14 protein-coding genes are annotated in these 19740 nt (G+C 55.2%); 6 read left to right on the top strand and 8 right to left on the bottom strand.

Annotation, left to right across the window (positions count from 1 at the left end; all coding sequences use genetic code 11):
• Positions 1-197: 197 nt before the first annotated feature.
• A complete protein-coding gene (gene arcB, locus ACYAC5_RS02420; RefSeq protein ID WP_192412546.1) occupies positions 198-2552 on the bottom strand; it encodes an aerobic respiration two-component sensor histidine kinase ArcB in 2355 nt (784 codons plus the stop codon).
• A 902-nt stretch (positions 2553-3454) separates the two neighbouring features.
• Between arcB and ACYAC5_RS02415 the strand changes: the two genes are divergently transcribed.
• Positions 3455-8986: a glutamate synthase-related protein gene (locus ACYAC5_RS02415; protein ID WP_280172393.1), complete on the top strand. Its 5532-nt coding sequence runs from the start codon at positions 3455-3457 to the stop codon at positions 8984-8986.
• 129 nt (positions 8987-9115) lie between these two features.
• The gene (locus ACYAC5_RS02410; protein ID WP_192412549.1) at positions 9116-10870 is read left to right on the top strand and encodes a sulfite reductase subunit alpha; all 1755 of its coding nucleotides are present in this window, start codon (positions 9116-9118) and stop codon (positions 10868-10870) included.
• Between the two features lie 52 nt (positions 10871-10922).
• Here the strand turns inward: ACYAC5_RS02410 and sspB are convergent, their stop codons facing one another.
• From sspB to zapE, 5 genes are all read right to left on the bottom strand, one after another.
• Positions 10923-11411: a ClpXP protease specificity-enhancing factor gene (sspB, locus tag ACYAC5_RS02405; protein WP_462062358.1), complete on the bottom strand. Its 489-nt coding sequence runs from the start codon at positions 11409-11411 to the stop codon at positions 10923-10925.
• A 3-nt stretch (positions 11412-11414) separates the two neighbouring features.
• Positions 11415-12056, bottom strand: a complete 642-nt coding sequence (gene sspA, locus ACYAC5_RS02400; protein ID WP_008104394.1) for a stringent starvation protein SspA — start codon at positions 12054-12056, stop codon at positions 11415-11417.
• 329 nt (positions 12057-12385) lie between these two features.
• Positions 12386-12778, bottom strand: a complete 393-nt coding sequence (gene rpsI / locus ACYAC5_RS02395) for a 30S ribosomal protein S9 (protein ID WP_007886600.1) — start codon at positions 12776-12778, stop codon at positions 12386-12388.
• 15 nt (positions 12779-12793) lie between these two features.
• A complete protein-coding gene (gene rplM, locus ACYAC5_RS02390) occupies positions 12794-13222 on the bottom strand; it encodes a 50S ribosomal protein L13 (protein ID WP_007886599.1) in 429 nt (142 codons plus the stop codon).
• A gap of 238 nt (positions 13223-13460) precedes the next feature.
• The gene (zapE, locus tag ACYAC5_RS02385; protein ID WP_192412560.1) at positions 13461-14588 is read right to left on the bottom strand and encodes a cell division protein ZapE; all 1128 of its coding nucleotides are present in this window, start codon (positions 14586-14588) and stop codon (positions 13461-13463) included.
• A gap of 190 nt (positions 14589-14778) precedes the next feature.
• On the opposite strand from zapE, the gene zapG reads away from it, so the two are divergent.
• The 3 genes from zapG to degS all read left to right on the top strand — a co-directional run bounded on the left by zapG (position 14779) and on the right by degS (position 17824).
• On the top strand, positions 14779-15183 hold the full coding sequence (gene zapG / locus ACYAC5_RS02380) for a Z-ring associated protein ZapG (RefSeq protein ID WP_064737767.1): 405 nt from the start codon (positions 14779-14781) through the stop codon (positions 15181-15183).
• Positions 15184-15287: 104 nt separating this feature from the next.
• Complete coding sequence (gene degQ / locus ACYAC5_RS02375; protein WP_101762291.1) at positions 15288-16658, top strand: serine endoprotease DegQ; 1371 nt, start codon at positions 15288-15290, stop codon at positions 16656-16658.
• Positions 16659-16744: 86 nt separating this feature from the next.
• Complete coding sequence (gene degS / locus ACYAC5_RS02370) at positions 16745-17824, top strand: outer membrane-stress sensor serine endopeptidase DegS (RefSeq protein WP_110868088.1); 1080 nt, start codon at positions 16745-16747, stop codon at positions 17822-17824.
• 23 nt (positions 17825-17847) lie between these two features.
• On the opposite strand, the gene epmA is transcribed toward degS, so the two are convergent.
• Positions 17848-18825 carry an elongation factor P--(R)-beta-lysine ligase gene (epmA, locus tag ACYAC5_RS02365; protein WP_101762293.1) on the bottom strand — a complete coding sequence of 326 codons (978 nt, stop codon included), beginning with the start codon at positions 18823-18825 and terminating at the stop codon, positions 17848-17850.
• Positions 18826-18961: 136 nt separating this feature from the next.
• On the opposite strand from epmA, the gene ACYAC5_RS02360 reads away from it, so the two are divergent.
• The gene (locus ACYAC5_RS02360) at positions 18962-19486 is read left to right on the top strand and encodes a lipocalin family protein (protein ID WP_101762294.1); all 525 of its coding nucleotides are present in this window, start codon (positions 18962-18964) and stop codon (positions 19484-19486) included.
• A 39-nt stretch (positions 19487-19525) separates the two neighbouring features.
• Here ACYAC5_RS02360 and ACYAC5_RS02355 read toward each other — a convergent pair whose 3' ends face one another.
• Positions 19526-19660, bottom strand: a complete 135-nt coding sequence (locus ACYAC5_RS02355) for an entericidin A/B family lipoprotein (protein WP_007886592.1) — start codon at positions 19658-19660, stop codon at positions 19526-19528.
• Positions 19661-19740: the final 80 nt, after the last annotated feature.

Below are 19740 nucleotides of genomic sequence, written 5' to 3'. Positions count from 1 at the left end.
GTTTTCTGTATTTAATCGCTGCTCAACATCACACAATTTAATGAATCTTGTCACAAGCATTGGCGAATTTGTTAAGGTGATTTGGAAGCGTTAACCAATACCGAACTGCTGCTTTCTTATTCGATTTCTAATAATAGCAGCAGTGCCCATTTCCCTGGTGTTGGCGCAGTATTCGCGCACCCCAGTTTCGACTGGGGTCATTTTTTTCTAACGTCCTGTAATTTTTCCCGCTCCGCTACCCATTCACGTAACACGTTCACGTCTTTCAGCCACTCTTGTTTTAACTCATCGACCCACTCTTGCACGTTGTCCCACCACGCTGGCAATTCCGGCGACTGAATCTGCTTCGCCAACTGCTGTATATGCAGTAAGCCAACCGAACCTGCCGCACCTTTGATCTTGTGCCCTTCTTCAGCAATGCCTTTTTGATCGCGCGCCATCATGTTGGAATCCAGCACCTCGAGGTAGCCCGGCATCATCTGCTCAAACATGGTCAGGCTTTGGGTAATCAATCCTGGGCCAACCAGTTCAATGTATTGCTCCAGCATCGCCACATCTAACAGCGTGCGCGACTGCGCGTCTGATGATTCGGTGGCGATCTCTTCCAGCTCCGGCTGATAATCCCAGAACTTCTTGATCACCGCCGTAAGCGCTGGCACAGCAAGCGGTTTGCTCAACACATCATCCATGCCGGCATCGAGATACTCTTTTTTGTCTTTCAGCACATTGGCGGTCAATGCCACCAGCGGCGGCAGCGCCACATCTGCGTAATGCTGATGGATGGCACGTGACACGTCGAGGCCCGTCATATCCGGAAGCTGAATATCGAGCAGCACCAGATCGAACTCCTGCGGATCAAACATCGCCAGCGCGTCCGTACCGGTCATCGCGACTTCGACGCTGCAACCCAGCTTCTCCAGTACCGAACGCGCAACAATCACGTTGAGTTCAATATCTTCCACCAGTAATACGTGCAGCGCCGGCAACGGCATACTGTCATCCAGATTGTCGTCTTCCACTTCCTCAGCGACGCGTGGCGCGTTGATCTCCACGGTGAAGCAGGAACCCTGCCCCGCGACGCTACTCACGCTAATATCGCCGCCCATCGCCTGGGCTAAACGACGCGAGACCGCTAAACCGATGCCGGTGCCCGTCGCCGGCTTGCCGCCGTGCTGATCTTTCACCTGGTAATACATGGCGAAGATCTTATCCTGCTCTTCCTGCGGAATGCCCATGCCGGAATCCTGCACTTCAAAGTGCAGCGTTTCATCCTGACGATAGGCAACGCGCACCACAATCTCGCCCTGCTGAGTAAATTTCACGGCATTGCCGATCAGGTTCCACAGAATCTGACGCAGACGCGTGCCATCCGCCGAAATTTTATGGGGCAGCGGCAGCTCCGGCGCCATGACAAATTTCAGCCCTTTTGGCTGCGCCAGCAGACCGGAGAGGTTTTCCAGATCGGCGAGGAAACCGGTGAAATCCAGCGGCTGATTATCCAGCTGCACTTTGCGGCGTTCGATTTTGTCCACTTCAATTACATCATTGAAGATGTTGCCCAGCGTGATGGCCGACACGTGGATGGTTTTGAGGTACTTCAGCTGCTCCTGATTGAGATCGGTATCCAGCAGGATGCGGCTCAGCCCGACGATGCCATTCAGCGGCGTACGCAGCTCATGGCTGATAGTCGAAATAAAGGTTGTCTTCTCACGGCTGGCGTTCTCCAGCGCGTCCTGATAGCGCTTACGCTCGGTAATGTCGCGGCCAAAGCCCATCAGGCCACTGCGTTTGCCGACGCGGTCGTAATAGGGCACTTTACGGATTTCGAAACAGGCTTTGCGCCCGTCGGGATATTGCAGCCACTGTTCGTAGGTTAGCGACACATTGTGGCGGAACACCTTCTCATCGGTTTCCAGCACTTTGGTGGCGGCTTCGTCATCGTAGATATCGCGTGGTGTCAGGCCAATCAGCTGCTTTTCACTCATGCCGGTTAGCAGTTCCATGGCGCGATTACAGCCGGAGAACTGCTTATCAATGTTGCGGTAGAACACCAAATCCGGTGACGCATCAAGGAAGGAGCGCAGGAAGGAGGATTGCTGTTCCAACTCAATTTGCGCCTGCTCGCGTCGTGCCATCTCTTCGCGCAGCTTATCCATCACCTGCTCGCGCGCCTGCTCGGCTTTAATACGGTCGTTAATTTCCTGATTAAGCTGGGTGATGGTCTCTTTCATCTGCTGGTTCAGCTCGAGATCGCGCGTACGCATCTCTTCCAGCTTATCCACCAGTTTCGACAGGCGCTGGCGCGACTCTTCCAGCTGATCGACCACCACTGAGAGGAAATAGACCGCCCAGGGCGTAATCAACAGACCGAAGAAGATGGAGCGGACGACGTCGATGCTCTCCACATGCCCGCGCAATACCATGGTGACGGCCATCTGTACCACCATCGCCAGCACCACCAGCGCTGAGGCTAACAGCAGCGAAAAGCGCACCAGGCCGAGTTTGACCATCAAATCAACGTAGTACTGCGCTAAAAGACGAATCTGTTTCATTACGAGCTCCCTGAACGAAATCTGGCTCATGATAGCGTAATTATCGCTGCGCTGCCCCGCTTCACCCGGCCATATCACGCAGGTTATGCCCTGTAATGGTGCATCGCAGCGTGATTTCGCCGACGTTCCCTTCTATATGCGCAAAGCGCTTGACTAATTCTGCCAACTGAATAATCTGGAGGGCCGCGCTTTTGCGAACCTTTCCTCAACATCCGGTGCTAATCAGCACCCTGGCAGCCATTCATCCTGATGGTTGCACCTCTTTATTGCATACCCATTCAATTTAAATGACTTTCTACGCATGCTTTGCGTGATTAATTTTACTAATGGCAGCGCCATTTTGATTCAAATATAACGCCATAAGAAAAACAGATACATGCTGTGTATCAACTGCCCCTAACAGCATTAAATGCTGTTATAACCCTTTCTGCCAGCATTGTTTGGATATTAGAGGGCTGGGTCACAGTGAGACGGCTCACACTTCCTGGGGGAATGCGCAGCGGGATATTGACATAAATTTACGCAACAAAGCCTTATTAATCATTTAGTTAAGTGACAAGAACGGCGATTACCCGCATTAAAGCTGGCTATTTGACCTGAGTTCGCTTTCCCGATAAGTTGGAATTCCACTGGAAGCTTTCCTGGTGGGCCTGTGTCTCGGCATATCTATGCAGCAAGAAGCCTCCCTCTGGATGCAAGCTATCTCCCGAAAGAGACCGGAATAAAAAGAGCAGCTCATTAAGGACGTGACAACAGTGTCTTGAGAGCCCTTGCTCGGTGCTGCGACGCCTGCTCTTTACTGAGCGGCACAAGAATTGATACCGCCGCGCTGGCTTACATTGTCACGCTGCGGTACACGAAATAATGCAGGTAATGTCAAAAGAAGTTTAAGGAGACTCTCAATGTCCACGCAAAAACCGAATCCCTATGGTTTGTATGACCCATCAGCTGGCAGTGACAGCTGTGGTGTAGGTTTCATTACCCGTAAGGACGGCGAGCAGACTCATGAGATTCTGCGGATGGCCCATAGCGCGCTGTGCACGGTTCCGCACCGTGGCGGCATGTCTGCCGAAGGCGTGGGCGATGGCGCGGGTGTGAACGTCGATCTCTCCCTGAACTTCTTCCGCAAGGTCACCGGTCTGGCGCTGGAAGCCGGACGTTTTGGCGTCGGTAACTTCTTTGTGCCAAAAGACGCAGAACTGCGTGCAAACGCTGAGCGTCTGGTTGAAGAAACGCTGGCGGCGCATAACTTCCCGGTATTAGTGAAACGCGATATGCCGCTGGACGGCAGCGTGACGCGCCCGGCCGCCCTGCAATTCCAGCTGCCGATTGTGCAGTGGATTTTTGCCGCGCCGCAGGAAGTGACTGAACAACTCGAATTCGAGCGCCAGATTTATCGCGCGCTGCTGGATATCGAAGCGCGCGCCTTTACCGAAAGCGAATTCGGCGGCCTCTATCCGCTGTCGCTCTCTTCGCGCACGCAGGTATTTAAAGCGCGTCTGAACTCCAACGAAGTGATTCCTTACTTCAAAGATTTGACCGATGCCGATCATCAGGTGCGCGGGCTGTTCTTCCACACCCGTTTCTCGACCAACACCGATCCGCATACCACCATGGCGCAGCCATTCCGCTTAATGGCGCACAACGGCGAGCTGAACACCGATCGTAAAAACCGCATTGCCGAAGCGGCACTGATGCTGGCGCGCGGTAAAAAAATCGTGCGTCCAAAAGGTCAGTCCGACAGTTCGCGTCTCGACCAGAGCATCCATAGCCGTTTGATGGAAGATAACCTCGACCTGATCAACGCCGTAGTTTCGATGATGCCGCCAGCGTGGGAGAACGATACCTCGCTCTCGAACGAAGTGCGCGCCATGCTCGAGTACTTCTCTTTATATGAAGAGAAGAACGATGGCCCAGCTGCGCTGATCTTCGGTAACGGTGAAGTGATCGGCGCGCGACTTGACCGCCTCGGTCTGCGTCCGCTGCGTTCCGTTGAAACCGCGGAGTACATCGGAGCGATGTCTGAAGCGGGCCAGATCGCCTTCCCACCGGAAAGCGTGCTGCGTCGTGGCCGTATCGAAGCGGGCGGCATGCTCTATTACGATCACAAAGAGAAACGCTCTTACACTACGGTTGAAGCGCTGGAAAAACTGGCCGCTGAAAAAGATTATCTGTCACTGCTGAGCAAAGCGCGTATCGATCTCGCCGACCTGCCAGAAATTCAGGCAGAGCAGCTCGGCTCGCCGCTGCGTTATCGTGGTGACCTCAAAACCTATCAACGTTTTGTCGCCTACTACTACAACCAGGAAAGCTTCAAATTCATGATGGATCCGATGCTGCAAACCGGCGCTGAGAAGATCTCAGCCATGGGTTACGGCAACGCCATCAACGGCCTGTCTGACCACGAAGGCGGCATGGCGCACTACTTCTCACAACGATTTGCCCAGGTTACCAACCCGCCGCTCGACTCCATTCGTGAAGCGGACGGCATGACGCTGCGTGTGGCGCTGGGTGCGAAGCCGCATCTCGGCCGCAGCAAAGGTCAGCAAATCATTGTTCCGACGCCAATCCTGACGCACCTCGACATGCTGCGCCTGCGCGAGCAAACCGTCGCTCCTTATGCGCGTTTCGAGATGCTGTATGAGCCGGTGGTCGGCAAAGATATCGTCAGCCGTGCGGCCAACGCCAACGCGCTGGAAAAAGCCATTGATGACTTAGCCCAGCAGGTAGTGGATTTCGCACGCCAGCAAGGCGGCATCGCGGTGATCACCGATCGTCATATCTCTTCAACTCACGCAGCGATCCCGATGCTGCTGATGGTGTCGGCGATCAACCAACGTCTGGTGCAGGAAGGTCTGCGTCTGGATGTTTCGCTGGTGGTCGAAAGTGGTCAAAGCATCTCTTCACACCATATCGCGGCGACGCTGGGCTTCGGTGCTTCTGCCGTTTACCCACTCGGCGTGCAGATGCGTGCGGAAGAGAAATTCGGTGAAGGCGAAGAAGGCAATAAAGCCTTTAAACGCTATGCCAAAGCAGCCGAAAAAGCGCTGATGAAAACCATGGGTAAAGTCGGCCTTTGTACCGTTGAGAGCTACAGCTGCGGCGAGTTCTTCGAGCCGAACTTCCTGAATACCGACGATCCGGTATTGAAAAAGTATTTCCCGAATATCAAAACGCCGGTCGGCGGCGCGGGCTTCCCGGCGATCGCCCAAATGGCGGTAGACTGGCATCAAAGCGCATTAAAAATTCAGGGCGAAGCGGAAGTGCCGTTGCTCGGCCTGTTCAAAGAGCGTGCTGAAGGCGCGGGCCACTCATACGGCACCATCGCGGTGCGTACCTTCATTGATATGACGGAACAACCGATTCGCTTTGCTAACAAAGAGCGCGAAGAGGACAACTTTATTCGTTTGATGACGCTGGCCAAACTGGATAACGCGTTCAACATCAAAGCGGAAGCCTTTAAAGACAGCAGCTTCGAGCGTATCCCAAATGAGGTGATCGACAGCTTTGCCATCACGCCAGATTACCGTCAGTTCTCCAGCCTGATGCATGCCGAGCGTAAACGCCGTCCTGCGGCGCTACGTGACATCCTCGCGCTGCCGTGCGATTTGACCCACGTAGACAGCGAAGCCGAATTCGGCCGTAAACTGGGCCGCTACTCGCTGGTGAACAACGGTTTCGCTACGCGTGGCCTGAAATGTGAAGCAGTGAACGGTAGTCTGAACCAGTTCGAGCTGCGTCTGATCGATGCCATTGCTGGCCTGAAACCGGAAAGCGAGCGTCTGGAAGCGCTGGCGCGGGCGCTGAAAACCCGTTTCACCGACGATATCGAAAACAGCAACGTGGCGAATGGCGTGCTGCACATCACCGCTTACGGCAAAGCAGCCGATTATCTGTCGCTGATCTTCACCGCGCTGCCATCGCTGCCGCTGGAAGAGATTCAGCCAGCCCACGAAATCACCCGTACCTTTGCTTCCGGTGCGATGAGCCACGGTGCGTTGGTTGCGCCGGCGCACGAAGCTGTCGCGCACGGTACGAACATGGTTGGCGGCATGAGTAACTGTGGTGAAGGTGGCGAGCACTATTCACGTCACGGCACCATCCGCGCGTCACGTATCAAGCAGTTGGCATCCGGGCGTTTCGGCGTGTGGGCGGCTTATCTTGCTGACCCAATGTTGGAAGAGCTGGAGATCAAAATCGGTCAGGGCGCGAAGCCCGGTGAAGGCGGCCAGCTGCCGGCACCAAAAGTGACCGTTGAGATTGCCGCAGCGCGTGGCGGTACGCCGGGCGTTGAGCTGGTTTCACCGCCGCCGCACCACGACACTTACTCCATCGAGGATTTGGCGCAGCTGATCCACGACTGTAAAGCCGCGCGCGTGCGCGTCATCGTCAAACTGGTTTCCTCTGAAGGTATCGGCACCATCGCCGTCGGCGTGGCGAAAGCCGGCGCGGATGTCATTAACGTCGCGGGTAACACCGGCGGCACCGGCGCAGCGTCCGTTACCAGCCTGAAATATACCGGCCGCGTTGCGGAAATCGGCATCGCTGAAGTGCATCAGGCGCTGTGTGCCAACGGCCTGCGCGACAAAGTGCAGCTGCGCTGCTCTGGCGCGCAGCAAACCGGCAGCGATGTGATCAAATCTGCCCTGCTCGGCGGCGATAGCTTCGAGTTCGGCACCACCGCGCTGATGATGCTGAAATGCGTGATGGCGAAAAACTGTAACGTCAAATGCCCGGCCGGTTTAACCACCAACGCCGAAGCCTTTGATGGTGATCCGCGTCAGCTGGCGCAGTACTTCATCAACGTGGCGCAGGAAGTGCGTGAGTTCCTCGCCCGCCTCGGTCTGCGTTCCCTGCGTGAAGCGCGTGGCCGTTCGGATCTGCTGCACTTGATGGATCACCCGCTGGAAGTCGGCAAACTGGATCTGCGTGCGATGTTGACCGTGGTGCCAGAGCAGAAAATTGCCAAGCCGGTGTATCTGGAAAAAGACTTTGAGCTGGATGATGGCTGGGTCAGCGAGCTGAAAACGCAGCTGGTTGGCGCGGCAAGCCGTGAAATCGCGCTGGGCGCGGGCATCACGCTGAACAACCGTAACAAAAGCGTCGGTGGTCAGCTGGCGATCGATATCGAACGCATGCTGAACCATGAACTCTCGAAAGAGCAGCTGGCTGCATTGCCAGCGGTGCTGAAAGACGATCGCGGTCGTCACTATCTGGCGCCAGCCACCGTGCTGATTAACACCAGCGGCTCTGCTGGCCAGTCGTTCGGCGCGTTCTGCAACGACGGCATGCAGATGAAGCATTACGGCACCTGTAACGACGGTGTCGGCAAAGGCCAGTGCGGCGGCGAGTTGGTGGTGATGTCACCAGGCGGCGGCGCACTGGATAGCGATGGCAACGTGTTGATCGGTAACTTCGCGCTGTTTGGCGCGACTGGTGGTCGTCTGTTCGTTCAGGGCCAGGCGGGTGACCGCTTCGCCGTGCGTAACTCCGGCGCAACCGCGGTAGTGGAAGGCGTTGGTGACTTCTGCTGCGAATACATGACCAACGGCGCCATCCTCAACCTTGGCACCTTTGGTAAAGGCTTTGGCAACGGCATGAGCGGCGGTTTCGCTTACCAGTACGATCCGTATGGATCGCTGGCAGCCCACGCAGCAGGTGATTCGGTGCTGTTTGGTTCTATCGCCGATGAAGATGAAATGGCGCAAGTGCACAAACAAGCGGTGCTGACCATGCTGAACTGGCATCTGGAAGCAACCCAATCGCCACGCGCGGCCTGGCTGCTGGATAACTGGGAAACCGAGTGCCACCACTTTGTTTATGTGATGCCGCGTTCACTGCTGCTGTATCAGGATGGCACCGAGATCCTGAAAGCCAAATCACGTAAAGACCTGCTTGAAGAGCTGTCAACCTCGCTGGCTGCGCATCAGGTTGCGAAGTTCAAATCAGCGTGGCGTGACGGTAAAACCATTGCCAACGGCGCAGTTCCGGCTTATGGCGCGACCGATACGCTGGAGATGTTTGTTCTGCTGAACAACTACACCGTTCTCAGCCTCGCACAGCAGCTGGCGCTGGGCAAACTGCCGAAAGGCACGGCGGTGGAAGATCCAGCAGTAGAAAAAGCGGTACGTAATCTGCTGATGACCGAAGATTTCACGCTCATCAGCAAGCTGCAACGTCATGCACGCTCGGCGATTGAGAGTTACAGCGATGACGAGCTGGCAAGCCTGATCGCTGCGAAACGAATGTCAGATTACAAAGCGGCATTAACGCAGCGCAACATTCGCTCGATGGACAGCCTGGCGACTTACGGCTGGATCATCTATCAGGATGCCTGCAACCGTGAAGTGCTTGGTCATCTGCCTGATTTTGAAGAGCTGTTTGCGCGTGCTGCACTGCCAGAAATCGCTGCTGCGGTCGGGAAACTTTCCTGATTACAGCGCCCATGAACAAGTGTAATTTTGACCTTTCCCTCACTACTTCAAGGTGCAGAAAGGCGGCAAACGCATCTGCAACCTGAAGTATGACAGGGATAAAATTTTGAACAGGATTGAGCCTTACCGATGAAAATTCCTTACATTCCTGAAGATGCACCGTTTAACGGTGAGCAGAAATACTGGCTGGCGGGCTTCCTCGCCGGTCTCCATTCGCGCCTGCTGGTATTAGAAGACAAGCAGAGCGCACCGGCTGCAGGTGCCAGCACCAATACGCAGTTGCACATCCTGTTCGGTTCACAGACCGGCAACGCTGAAGCGCTGTCGCAAACGGCCGCTAAAGCCGCACGCGCCAAAGGTTTGGTGCCGGTGGTTCAAGCGCTGGGCGAAGTGGATCTGGATGTGTTCGCTACCATGCGTCACGTTCTGATCGTCACCTCGACCTACGGCGAAGGCGAAATGCCGGACAACGCCCAGCTGTTCTGGAACGCGATTTCAGCCAGCACCGCGCCGCGTCTGGAGCAGATGCACTTTGCGGTATTGGCGATTGGCGACACCGGCTACGACGGTTTCTGCCAGGCAGGTAAATTCATCGATATGCGTCTTGAGCAGCTCGGTGCAAAACGCGTCGCCGATCGTATCGACTGCGATATCGACTTCGAAGAGCCATCCAGCGCGTGGATTGGTACGGCGATGCCGCAATTCGCCGCCAGTGCAGGCAGCAGCGGTACAGCATTAGAAAGCGCGCCAGAAGCGCCCGTCATTCCGGGCAGCAATAAGCAAAACCCCTATGCGGCTGCGTTGGTGACTAACAAGCGTCTTTCGGCAGAAGAGTCGGCGAAAGATATTCGTCACTTCGAGTTTGATCTCACCGACAGCGGTTTGAAATATGAAGCGGGCGATGCGCTGGGTGTGATCCCGGTGAACGACGCAGCACTGGTTTCACTGCTGCTGACTCAGCTCAAAGCAGATTACGAAACGCCAGTTCCCAGCTTTGATCGCAACCTCGGCGATCTGCTGACTTATCAGTTCGAAATTTCCGAGCCATCACGCAAACTGATTGAGTGGGTTGGCCAGCACACCACCAACCAGGAACTGCGTCACGTCCTGCAGCACGACGATAAAGATACCCTTGCCGTTTGGCTGTGGGGCAAAGACACGCTGGATCTGCTGCAGCTCGAGCTGACGCGCAGCCTGTCGGTGCCGGAATTCGTTGCCATGCTGCGTCCGTTACAGCATCGCGCTTACTCCATCTCGTCGAGCTCGAAAGCCCACCCAAATCAGGTACATCTGACCATTGCTTCCGTGCGCTATCACAGCAGCGGCCGCGAGCGTAAAGGCGTGTGCTCAACTTATCTGGCTGAACGTGTACGTCGCGGCGAAAAGCCGGCGATCTTCATCTCACCAAATAAAGCGTTCCGTGTACCGTCAAACGGCAATGCGCCGCTGATCATGGTTGGACCAGGCACCGGTATCGCACCGTTCCGCGCCTTCCTGCAGGAACGTCAGGCAACGGGCGCAGAAGGTAAAAACTGGCTGTTCTTCGGTGACCAGCATCAGGCACACGATTACATCTACGAAGAAGAGTTGAAGGCATGGCAGGAGAAAGGTCTGCTGACTAATCTGGATCTGGCCTTCTCGCGCGATCAGGAAGAGAAGATCTACGTGCAGAACCGCATGCTGGAGAAAGGCGCTGAGCTTTACGCCTGGCTGCAGGATGGCGCTTACTTCTACGTGTGTGGCGACGCATCTCGCATGGCAAAAGACGTTGATGCGGCGCTGTATGAAGTGGTTCGTCAGTTCGGTGGCTTGTCCAGCGAGCGCGCGGCGGCTTACGTTGATCAGCTGAAGAAAGATAAACGCTACCTGCGCGACGTCTACTAAGACGCGCAGGCATAAAAAAAACGGGCCAATTGGCCCGTTTTTATTGCACGTTTTACTTCACCACACGCAGTGAAGGTCGTCCGCCACGCGGCGGCGGCTCATCATCTGGCGAATGATCGTCGTCAGTCGTATCATCCGGACGATCGCCATCAATCACAGACATCATTGTCTCTTCCTGACCGCTACCTTCCTGCTCGTCCGTCGCCAGCTCGTAAGCCGGTTCCGGCTCGAACATGGTGCCAGCGCCGTTTTCACGGGCATAAATCGCCAGAACTGCAGCCATCGGCACAGAAACCTGACGCGGTACGCCACCGAAACGCGCGTTGAAACGCACTTCATCATTGGCGAGGTCAAGATTGCCTACCGCACGCGGCGCGATGTTCAGAACGATCTGTCCATCACGCGCATATTCCAGCGGCACCTGCACACCAGGCAGATTGATGTCGACCACCAAATGCGGCGTCAACTGGTTATCCAGCAACCAGTCGTAGAACGCCCGCAACAGGTAAGGACGACGCGCCGTTAGTTGCGACATTTCCATACATTAGCCCCGAGCTTGCAGGCGCATTTCACGTTCTGCTTCCGTCAGTGACGCAAGGAAAGAGTCACGTTCAAACACACGCGTCATATAGCCTTTCAGCTCTTTAGAACCGGCGCCAGACAGGTCAACGCCCATCTGCGGCAGACGCCACAGCAGCGGTGCCAGATAGCAATCCACCAGGCTGAACTCTTCGCTCATGAAGAACGGTGTGCGTGCGAACAGTGGTGCAATCGCCAGCAGCTCTTCGCGCAGTTGCTTACGCGCTGCATCGGCTTCGGCACCGTTGGCGGTTTCGATGGTGCGCATCAGGCTGTACCAATCCTGCTCAATGCGGTGCATCATCAGACGGCTTTCACCGCGCGCTACCGGGTAAACCGGCATCAGCGGTGGATGCGGGAAACGCTCATCGAGGTATTCCATGATGATGCGTGATTCATACAGCGTCAGTTCACGGTCGACCAGCGTCGGTACGGTGCGATACGGGTTGAGGTCAATCAGATCCTGCGGCAGGTTATCCGTTTCAACCTGCTCGATCTCCACGCTGACGCCCTTCTCAGCCAGTACGATACGTACCTGATGGCTGAAAATGTCAGTCGGACCAGAAAACAGCGTCATTACCGAACGTTTGTTGGCAGCGACAGCCATGAAAACCTCCAAGTTTGTTCACAAAAAGATACTGCGAATAGCCAACCACGCGGCGACTCACCGGCTCATCAGATTCGCCTACCGTCAGCGTCAGGAGCATCGACCGGTCTTCCGGACAGGAACGACATGCACAACGCTGCGTCTTGCAGGCGCAAAGTGACAGTGAGTTTACCAGATTTTAAGCAGCTTGTGGGGCGGGCGTGATGATTTGCGGGCAAAATGCGGGTAAAGCTCGCGTTTTTCGTGGGAAAAAATCATTAATGCAGGCAATAAAAAACCCGCCGAAGCGGGTTTTTTGAGCCAACTGCCGCTGCCGAAGCAGCAAACAATTAACGCTTGGAGAACTGCGGACGACGACGTGCTTTACGCAGGCCGACTTTCTTACGTTCAACTTCACGCGCATCACGGGTAACGAAGCCCGCTTTACGCAGTTCAGAACGCAGAGACTCGTCGTACTCCATCAGAGCGCGTGTGATACCGTGACGGATCGCACCAGCCTGACCAGAAATACCACCACCTTTAACGGTGATGTACAGGTCAAATTTACCAACCATATCAACCAGCTCCAGCGGCTGACGCACGACCATGCGTGCAGTCTCGCGACCGAAGTACTGCTCCAAAGAGCGCTGGTTAATTACGATGTTACCGCTACCCGGCTTGATGAAGACGCGAGCGGCAGAGCTTTTGCGGCGACCAGTGCCGTAGTTTTGAGTTTCAGCCATTGCCTATAATCCCGATTAAATGTCAAGAACTTGCGGTTGCTGCGCCGCGTGGTTGTGCTCGTTGCCTGCGTAAACTTTCAGTTTACGGTACATAGCACGACCCAGTGGGCCTTTCGGCAGCATGCCTTTAACCGCGATTTCAATCACACGCTCAGGACGGCGCTCGATCATCTCTGCAAAGGTCGCTTGCTTGATACCACCGATGTGGCCAGTGTGGTGATAGTAAATCTTGTCAGTACGCTTGTTGCCGGTTACAGCAACTTTTTCTGCGTTCAGAACGATGATGTAATCACCGGTATCAACGTGCGGAGTGTATTCCGCTTTGTGCTTACCACGCAGACGGCGCGCCAGTTCAGTCGCCAGGCGACCCAAGGTTTTGCCCGTTGCGTCAACAACATACCAGTCACGCTGTACGGTTTCTGGTTTAGCTGTAAAAGTTTTCATTGAAAAGCTTACCCAAATAAAAAGTTACACGTTGGTGAAATCCCAAACGCTAAGTAAACGATTGAGGCTCACACGACCATTTTGCCCAGCAAGCCACCCCTTCAAGTGAGTTACCGGATCACATCGAGTTCTTGGGAAAGAAAACCGATGCTGTAACGTGGGGTCGCAAGATTATAGAGAAGTCGAACTCAAAGATCGAACCTTTTTGCATCTAAAACCTACGATTTATGCCACGTCATCAGGGCAGATGCGGCAGACGCAAATACTCTTCGCTCTGCATCTCCTGCAAACGCGACAAGCAGCGCTGATACTCAAACTTCAAGCGTGTGCCCTGATAAATTTCAAACAGTGATGTTTCAGCCGCGACAACCAGTTTCACGTGGCGTTCGTAGAACTCATCGACCAACGCAAGGAAGCGGCGCGCCTGATCTTCGGTCTTATAAATCATCACCGGCACATCATACAGCAAGACGCTGTGAAAACGGCGCGAGAGCTCAATATAGTCGTGCTGACTGCGCCCTTCGCCGCACAGCGTCAGGAAATTGATCGCCAGCACGCCTTCATGCACGCCCAGCGTGGGCATCTGGCGATGGTTGATTTCCAGCACCGGCGCGTCTTCACGCGCTTTGCCGGACAGCGCGCGGAACATGCGCTCCATTTCGCTATGCGTGGCCTCGTTGAGCGGGAAGTTCCACAAATGCGCCGACGTTAGTGTGCGCAAACGGTAATCGATACCGGCGTCCACGTTCATCACTTCACAATGACGCTTGATTTGTTCGATGGCAGGCAGGAAACGCGGGCGCTGCAGGCCGTTGCGATAGAGCTCATCCGGCGGAATGTTCGAGGTGGCTACCAGCGAGATGCCGCGCGCAAACAGCGCTTCCATCAGCGTGCCCAGCAGCATGGCGTCGGTGATATCTGAGACAAAAAACTCATCGAAGCAGAGAATGTCAGTTTCCGCTTTAAAGCGATCGGCGACAATCAGCAGCGGATCGCTGTGGCCTTGCAGCTGCGTCAGTTCCTGATGGACACGCAGCATAAAGCGGTGGAAATGCAGGCGCAGCTTACGATCACCAGGAATTGACTGAAAAAACAGATCCATCACCCAGGTTTTACCGCGTCCTACACCGCCCCACATATACAGTCCGCGCACTGGCGCTTCGCGGGTGCTTTTCTCTTTATTCATTATCTTAGACAAGCGGCCAAACAGACCTTTGGCAGCCGGTTCAACCTGTTGCTGGCGGGCAATCAATCCTTGCTGGATGGTATCTAAGCGGGTAATCGCTTCTCGTTGTACGTCATCCGGGCGGAATTCGCCCTGCGACAGCGCCTGCTCGTAGCGTGCAAGCGGAGATGAGGTTTGCATGGTTCTCACAGAATCCCTGAAAAAGTCCGATTCACGGGTCGGTTGACGAAAATTAGGCCGCTCTACACTAAGCGATGCAGCCCGATAGTTCCACTTCCAATAGATTATTGGGTATAGTGGCTGCTATTGAAGTTGATGTTGCAACAGAAGCAATGCCCTACGAAACAACGGAAATTACACGGGAGTCATTATGACCTGGGAATACGGGCTGATTGGTTTAGTGATTGGCATTATTGTCGGCGCAGTCGTCATGCGTTTTGGCAACAAGAAGCTGCGTGAGCAGCGTAGCATGCAGTATGAACTGGAAAAATCGAAGGCTGAGCTGGCCGATTACCGCGAGGAGCTCACCAACCACTTCGCCCGCAGCGCCGAGCTGCTGGACAATATGGCGCATGATTATCGCCAGCTGTATCAGCACATGGCGAAAGGGTCTAACGACCTGCTGCCAAATCTGCCCGGCGAGAAAAATCCGTTTGCCTACCAGTTAACGGAAGCCGAAGCGGATAACGATCAGGCGCCGGTGCAGATGCCGCGTGATTACTCTGAAGGCGCATCCGGCCTGTTACGTGGCAGCGACCGCGCTCCGCGTAATTAATCCTTTTGGGGCACAGCTTAGCTGTGCCCTTTTCGTTTTCGAACACAAACCACAAACTACTGTCACACTTCTTTTATCCCTTTCGCAGCGAGAGCGTTGTAGCAATGAAAAAACAAGCACGTCTGTTAAGCGCATTAGCCTTAGGTATCGGGATGAGTTTGGCTGCGGCGCCGAGTGCGCTGGCAACTCTTCCCGCCCAGATTCAGGGACAAGCATTGCCAAGCCTGGCACCGATGCTGGAAAAAGTTCTGCCCGCAGTAGTGAGCGTGCGTGTTGAAGGTACCGACAGCGGTCAGCAGGCGCAGGATATTCCTGAACCACTGAAGCGCTTTTTTGGTCAGGCACCGGGACAATCGCAGCCGCAACCTTTTGAAGGTCTGGGTTCTGGCGTGATCATTGATGCCGCTAAAGGCTATATCCTCACCAATAACCATGTGGTCAGCAACGCCGATAAAATCAGCGTGCAGCTGGGTGATGGCAACGAATATGACGCTAAGTTAATTGGTCACGATGAACAAACCGACATCGCATTGATCCAGGTTGAAGGCGCGAAAAACCTGACGCAGGTGAAAATCGCCGACTCTGATTCGCTGAAAGTGGGTGATTTTGCCGTGGCCATCGGTAATCCGTTTGGTCTGGGTCAAACCGCCACGTCGGGCATCATCTCTGCGCTCGGTCGTAGCGGCCTGAATCTGGAAGGACTGGAAAACTTCATTCAGACCGATGCCGCGATTAACCGCGGTAACTCCGGTGGTGCGCTGGTGAACCTGAATGGTGAGTTGATTGGTATCAACACCGCGATTCTGGCGTCAAGCGGCGGCAACATCGGCATTGGCTTTGCCATTCCCGCCAATATGGCGATGAACCTGGCGCAGCAGCTGATTCAGTTCGGCGAAGTGAAGCGCGGTCAGCTTGGTATCAAAGGTACGGAAATGACCGCCGATATCGCCAAAGCGTTTAACGTTGATGCGCAGCGCGGTGCCTTTGTTTCGGAAGTTCTGCCGAAGTCAGCCGCCGAGAAAGCGGGCATCAAAGCCGGCGATATCATCACCTCCATCAATGATAAGCCAATCACCAGCTTTGCTGAGCTGCGTGTGAAAGTCGGCACCACGCCGCCGGGCCAGGATGTGAAAATCGGCCTGCTGCGTGAAGGCAAACCGGTCAACGTCACTGTCACGCTGGAACAGAGCGCGCAAACCACCGCCAGCGCGCAGCTGATGTCGCCTGCACTGCAAGGCGCAACGCTGAGCGACGGCGCGACCAAAACCGGTGATAAAGGCGTGAAAGTCGATGCCATTGAAAAAGGCACGCCAGCGGAGCAAGTCGGTTTGCAGAAAGATGATGTGATCATCGGCGTAAACCGCAATCGCGTCGCTTCTATTGCCGAAATGCGCAAAGTGCTGGAAGGCAAACCGCCGGTGCTGGCACTGAACGTGGTGCGCGGCGAAGAGACGATTTACCTGCTTCTGCGATAATCCTCGCAACAGGCGGACAAGCAGGTGTTTGTCCGCCTTTCTCATGCTATTCTGCCCTGCGATCTCACCTGGCTTGAAATAACACCATGTTTCTTAAACTTTTGCGTTCTGTGGTGATGGGCCTGATCGTGGCTGGCTTACTGCTCGTCGCGATCCCTGCGCTGCGTATGGGCAGCAACGTCACCTTTGATCAAGACAACAGCGACGATGAAGCACCCGTTAGTTTTAATCAGGGTGTGCGACGTGCCGTGCCCGCGGTCGTTAACGTCTATAACCGCAGCGCCCACGGCAACAATAATCGCGGAATCACCACGCTGGGTTCCGGCGTCATCATGAACGGCAAAGGCTACATCCTCACTAACAAACACGTGATTAATAACGCCGACCAAATCATCGTCGCGCTGCAGGATGGACGCTTCTTCGAAGCCACCTTAGTGGGTTCCGATGCCATGACCGATTTAGCGGTGCTGAAAATCAGCGCCTCCAACTTGCCGGTTATCCCCATCAACGCCAAACGTATCGCGCACATCGGCGACGTCGTCATGGCGATCGGCAACCCATACAACCTCGGCCAAACCGTGACGCAAGGCATTATCAGCGCCACCGGACGCGTGGGTCTGAGCTCATCCGGACGACAAAACTTCCTGCAGACCGATGCCTCGATCAATCAGGGCAACTCGGGCGGCGCATTGATTAACTCGCTGGGTGAACTGATGGGCATTAACACCTTGACGTTTGATAAAAGCAGCGATGGCGAAACGCCGGAAGGAATTGGTTTCGCCATTCCCACCGCGCTGGCGAGCAAAATCATGGATAAGCTGATTCGTGATGGTCGGGTGATTCGCGGCTACATCGGCATCACCGGGCGCGAACTGCCGCCGCTGCACGGCCAGGGCAGTAATCTTGATCGCGTGCAGGGCATTATCGTTAGCGACGTCACGCCGGGCGGCCCCGCCGATAGCGCCGGCATTCAGGCCAATGACGTGCTGCTGGAAGTGAATGGTAAACCGGCGCTCTCGGCGCAGGAAACCATGGATCAGGTGGCAGAAATTCGGCCGGGCTCGGTGATTGACGTGCAGATCTTGCGTAATGAAAAGAAAATGACCTTGCCGGTGACGATTCAGGAATTCCCGGAAGTGACCGCGCCCGCCACCACCACGCCATAAGGGCGCTTGCGCGCCCTGATGATTTAGCTGCGATCGACCGGGAAGGCGATCACTTCGCTTAGCGAGCTGGCTTTCAGCGCCAGCATGATCAAACGATCCACGCCCAACGCCACGCCAGAACAGGCAGGCATACCGTGCGCCAGCGCATCCAGCAGATAGGTATCGATAGGATGTTGCGGCAGGCCACGCGCAGCACGACGACGATTGTCCTGCTCAAAGCGCTGACGCTGCTCGCGGCTATCGGTTAATTCACGGAAACCGTTCGCCAGCTCAATCCCTTTGTAATAGACCTCAAAGCGCTCGGCGACGCGGTGATCTTCTGTACTGATCTCCGCCAGCGCGGCCTGCGTCGCCGGGAAATGGTAGACGAAGCACGGCTTATCGTTACCAATCTTCGGCTCAACGCCCAGCATAAACAGCAGCTGCAGCAGCGTATCGCGGTCTTCTTCACGATTGGCCAACTCGCCCTCGCCCAGCTTCTCCGCCACTTCGCGTAGCTGCGCTTTATCAGCCGATAACGGATCGACTTCCAGATGGCGGATAAACGCCTGCTGGTACGACAGAGATTCCGCGCTGTCGCACTCCAGCACCTGCTGCATCAAATCGTCCACCTCATTCATGAGGCGGTACATGTCGTAGTGCGGACGATACCACTCCAGCATGGTGAACTCGGGATTGTGGTGACGCCCGGCCTCCTCATTACGGAAGCTGCGACCCATCTGGTAAATCGGACCACTTCCGGCCGCCAGCAGGCGCTTCATGTGATATTCCGGACTGGTCATCAGCCACAGATCGCGCCCTTCGGCTGCGCCTGGCCCAACAAAACGCGTCTGGAACGGCACCAGATGGATGTCAGTGATGGTCGCCTGGCTCATCGCCGGGGTATCGACCTCCAGCACGCCGCGATCGGCAAAGAAACGACGTATTTCCGCCATGATAGCGGCGCGTTTCAACAAATTGGCAATGGGTGCGCTCGGCTGCCAGCTTGCCGTTTCGCTCATGTTGATGACTCCTCATACAGATAAGGGGTGGAAGTCTACCCGCAATGCCGAAGGCAAACAACGGCAGCGGGCGCAGGCAGCAATTTGCTAGCGGGCAGCTATACTTAACCCATTAAAATCGTAGAGGAATCCCACAATGTCCCCATGGAAAACCCTGCTTGCCAGCCTGAGCGCGTTTCTCTCCGTTGCCTGCTCAACCGCGCCGCCTAAAGGTGTTACGGTAGTAGAAGGTTTCGACAGTCAGCGCTATCTCGGCCAATGGTATGAAATCGCCCGACTCGATCACCGCTTTGAGCGAGGATTACAACAGGTTACCGCTAATTATAGTCCGCGCGAGGACGGCGGCTTGAAGGTGATCAACCGCGGCTACAATCAGCAGAAACAGCGCTGGCAAGAGAGCGTTGGCAAAGCCTATTTCACCGGCGATAAACAGCGCGCCGCGCTGAAGGTGTCGTTCTTTGGCCCGTTCTATGGCGGCTACAACGTGATCGCACTGGATCCTGACTATCGCTATGCGCTGGTGTGCGGGCCGAATCGTAGCTACTTGTGGATTCTGTCACGTACGCCGCAGCTGGATGAAAATGTTAAGCAACGCCTGGTTGAACAGGCCAGAAGTGCCGGATTCCCGGTGGATGAGCTGATTTGGGTGGAGCAGAAATAAGGAGGACCGGTGCGAAAGTCGCTTTCGCACCGGACTATCTTACTGTGCGCTGCGCTGGATTGCCTTGCCGCCCGCCGAAACGTCTTCGCCAACACCACGCGTGGTGTTACAAGCGGTCAGAACGGATGAGAGCACCAGCACGGAAAAAATCGCGACAATACTTTTCTTTAACATAGCCATATCCTTTTTGGTTGCAGTAAAAGTACAGCTCTTAAAGCATAGCCTTGATCTGTAAAACTGCGGATTGGACGGAT

The organism is Pantoea sp. y20, assembly GCF_054903455.1.
This window is presented reverse-complemented; position numbering and strand designations above follow the sequence as displayed.